Here is a 3,741-nt window from a genome sequence, read left to right on the forward strand (position 1 = left end):
CCCGGAGCGTGAAGCAGTCCGGGGGGGACATCCCAGCCGGTACCCGGCTGCAGGCGCTGGGCACTGGAGAGATTGGTAATCTTGTTATCGCCCTCGGTAAAATTCATCAGGCACTCCAGCAGCTGTTCTTTGGTCGTTCCCGGGTTGAGTCCGAAGAAGGTATAGGGGAAATCGCCCCCGTGGTTGTTGACCTGCGGCGGGAAATAATACGCCTCGGGCTTTCCGTTCTGCCCGGTAAGCCTGGCGTGCTCGTCGCGGTGATGCACGTGGTGGGGCAACGCTCCCTTATTATCAAAAAATTTGGAATACATGGGCCACGATTCATGTTCTTCCCATATCCGCGCGCCAATCAAATCACCTTTGAGCTCTTGCACGGCCTCCCGTAAGAGTATGCGTTTGGTCGTCCCGTTGTCGTCAAACACCACTTCGCTCAATCCTTCGATTTCGCCCGTCAGGGGACCGTTGTCCGCGGGCGTGGTCGATGAGAACCACCGCTCGTCAATGCCGCCCCGTTCACCCCCCAGCGCATAGTAATCGTCCGGATGCAGTTTAATACGTCGACCGGGCACGCAGAACGATCGCGGCACCCAGTTGGGTGCGAGTCTCAAAATTCCCTTGCCCTGCTCCAGTGCCTGTTGTGCAATATGTGAATGGTTGCTCATTATTTTCTGGCTTTGTTTGGTTATGTATAATCTGAATCAATAGCTTTGCTAAAATTTACAAAGCAGCTCGCTGTATGTGGTTTATTCATTTTTGGTTATTCGTGAATAGTTGTCTTAATTCCTAATTCCCAATTCCATCGACCGTCAAGGTAACATCATACGTCCGCCTTTCGCCTGCCTCAAGCTGGATCAGGGAGCCTTCTTCACGCGCCGCCGCCTGCCCGATGGGCGGATGCGTACCGGGTTCCAGCGCCATCACGTATTCCTTTTGCCCCCAGTGCTGCCAGTTGGTTAACCAGGGAAGCTGAGCCTTGGAAAACTCCAGCTCCACTCCCAACCCCAGCGAACGGTTCGCAATACCGCACCGGCAGTTTCCCTCCGCATCCGGCACGGCATCGATAAAAGCCACCGCTTCGCCATCTCCCCGGTGCTCATCCAGGGGAGCGCTGCATTGTTTAAAGTCGTTGCCGGAATGAAATATCCTCTTGCTCTGTTCATTCGGGGCTTCCCAGTCTCCTTCCCACACAATATCGGCCCCTTCATCCACCAAAGGCCACCCGAAATTCATGTGATACAGCAGCATATGGGGAGCAGGTTTATTCCCGAGGTTGGTCACTTCATCACGGATCCGGATCACCGGTTCACCCAGGATGGCCGAGATCGTTCTCTTTAATTCGAGGTGCGGACCAAAGACTGTGCTTTGGATCATTTTCCCCGTAAGGCTCATCTCCGGTTGATCGGATGATAAATCAGGCTGGCGAACAGACACCATGCTTGCGGGTGTGTGGCTGATCCGGTCATGGAGTCCCCGCACCCCGTAGTTATCCTCCTCCGGTCCCCCTACATGCGTGAGTCCGCAGGTGGCAAGCAGTCCCCCGCCGAACGAATCCAGCCAGGTGGTCCCCCGAACCGCCGCAGGATTGGGCGGCGTCACTCCCAGGTGACTAATCCAGGATAAGCTGTACTGGTGGTAGAAGGCTTCTGCAATATCCATCCCCCGGTCCGGAACAACCTTGAACCGAAGTCCCCCGCCCGTATTGACCCAGGCGATCCGGGTCCCCCTGCCGCGCCCATCGTCCAGAACGGCGATTTCAATGCCACCCAGCTGCCTGTGATTGGACACTTTGTCCCTCCATCGGCCTGAAGAAAGATATCTTTTATTCGCTGTTGTTGAGTTCGACATCAAATTACATTGATTTACAGGTGAAAATAGCGTTTCGCATTTTAACTGAACAGATGTAGCAATAATCCCGACAGAGGACCTATATAATACCGGACAAAGAACGTCGCATGATGAAATATCCCTTTTTTCATCATGCTTCCGTTCCCTGCCGGTAGGTACAGGTGTTATTCAGCGTAATCGTAATGCTATTATCATCTTACAAAAAAGGATAAATGACATGCAGAAACGCTCGTGTCATGACCAGTCAACGCCGGTTTCCCGCCAGCTGCCGGACGAGGCGGAATCAAGGATAGCCTCACAGACTTTCTGGGTTTCCTGCGCCTCGCGAAAGGTCGGGGAACAGGGTTCCTCCTCCGCCAGGCTTGTTAGAAAATCAGCTACCTGGTGCACAAAGGTATGCTCATAGCCAATAGAGAGGCCAGGCACCCACCATTTGTCCATATACGGCTGCTCCCCTTCCGTCACATGGATGGAACTCCAGCCCCGCACTTCGGGATCGTCCTCGTAATCAAAATACTCGAGGCGATTCATATCATGGAGATCCCACCGTAGCGAGGCGTTTTCGCCATTAATTTCCAGTGTATAGAGCGCCTTGTGTCCCCGTGCATACCGGGTCGCTTCAAAAAGACCCAGCGATCCATTATCAAAATGGCAGTGGAAAATACAGGCATCATCAATCTCGACTTTTTCCTGCTTGCCCGTTTCCTGGTGCACGCGCTCTTTAACAAATGTTTCGGCTACCGCAGATACATCCCTGATACCTCCATTCAGCCACATCGCCGTATCGATGCAGTGGGCCAGGAGGTCGCCCGTAACGCCCGAGCCGGCCACATCCTTGTCAAGCCGCCACAGCGCCTCGCCGCCCTGGGGCACATCGGGATTGATGGTAAAATCCTGCAGGAAATTGGCCCGGTAGTGGAATATGCGTCCCAGCTTACCGGAATCAATAATATTTTTAATCAACGATACAGCCGGGACGCGGCGGTAGTTATACCAGACGGTATTCGGGACGCCCGCTTTCTCAATCGCATCCACCATCCGCTGCCCTTCTTCAACATCCCGGGCCAGCGGCTTCTCGCAGAGCACCATTTTTCCAGCTTCTGCAGCTGCCACCGCAATTTCTTCATGCGTGCTGTTCGGCGTGCATATATCAACCGCATCGATATCGTCGCGAGCGACTACCTCGCGCCAGTCGGTTTCAATCGACTCATACTGCCACTGGTCGGCAAAGTCCCGCACTTTTTCTTCGGTGCGTGCACAAACCGTTTTTAACACCGGCCGGTATTCGACTTCGGGAAAAAAATCATTGACCCGCTTGTACCCGTTGGTATGGGTTCGGCCCATAAAGCCACAACCTATCAATCCAATTCGCAATTCTTTTTTATCCGCCATTGTACTCTGATAATTTAAAGGTTAAATAGATTATGAAACGCTACTCCGACCAGCCATGCTGATTGCGAACCTCGACCATCGCGGCAAGGATATCATTCCAGGTCTCCTGTTTCAACATGACTTCATTCGGAAACATGCAGCCGTCCCAGCAAATGTGATTGAAGGCCTTGGTCAGCTCTCCGTTTTCGTCACGCAGCCAGTGTCCGGCATCCTCGGCAATATCCAGCCGGCCGTCCGGGTCATTGGGCAGGCAATGCCGGCCCGTCTTGTCATGCGTTCCCGAGCCAAATACCGTTCCGTCATTTTGGGCCACATGGAAATCGATCGTCCACGGACGGAGAGCGGCCGTCATTTCCTCCAGTCCCTCGGTCAGCGCCTCCCGGTCTCCCCATTCGAAATCCTGGGGCAGGATCCGGTCATCAGGAGCGTTATATCCCAACAGATACAGCAGGGTATGCGCCATATCAGCCTGAAAGCCAATATTCGGTCGATCCACCGCCTCCA

2 protein-coding genes and 2 pseudogenes are annotated in these 3,741 nt (G+C 53.8%); all 4 read right to left on the reverse strand.

Going from position 1 to position 3,741, the window contains the following annotated elements:
• A pseudogene (locus ACESLU_RS12825) lies at nt 1-662 on the reverse strand (hypothetical protein); the annotation flags it as partial.
• Between the two features lie 121 nt (nt 663-783).
• Nucleotides 784-1,845, reverse strand: coding sequence for an aldose 1-epimerase family protein (locus ACESLU_RS12830; RefSeq protein ID WP_372639034.1), 1,062 nt, complete (start codon nt 1,843-1,845; stop codon nt 784-786).
• A gap of 234 nt (nt 1,846-2,079) precedes the next feature.
• Nucleotides 2,080-3,237: a Gfo/Idh/MocA family protein gene (locus ACESLU_RS12835; RefSeq protein WP_372639035.1), complete on the reverse strand. Its 1,158-nt coding sequence runs from the start codon at nt 3,235-3,237 to the stop codon at nt 2,080-2,082.
• 40 nt (nt 3,238-3,277) lie between these two features.
• Nucleotides 3,278-3,741 (reverse strand): annotated as a pseudogene (locus tag ACESLU_RS12840) (sugar phosphate isomerase/epimerase); the annotation flags it as partial.

The sequence above is a fragment of the Fodinibius sp. genome (assembly GCF_041642155.1).
In the GTDB taxonomy this organism is placed as follows: domain Bacteria; phylum Bacteroidota; class Rhodothermia; order Balneolales; family Balneolaceae; genus Fodinibius.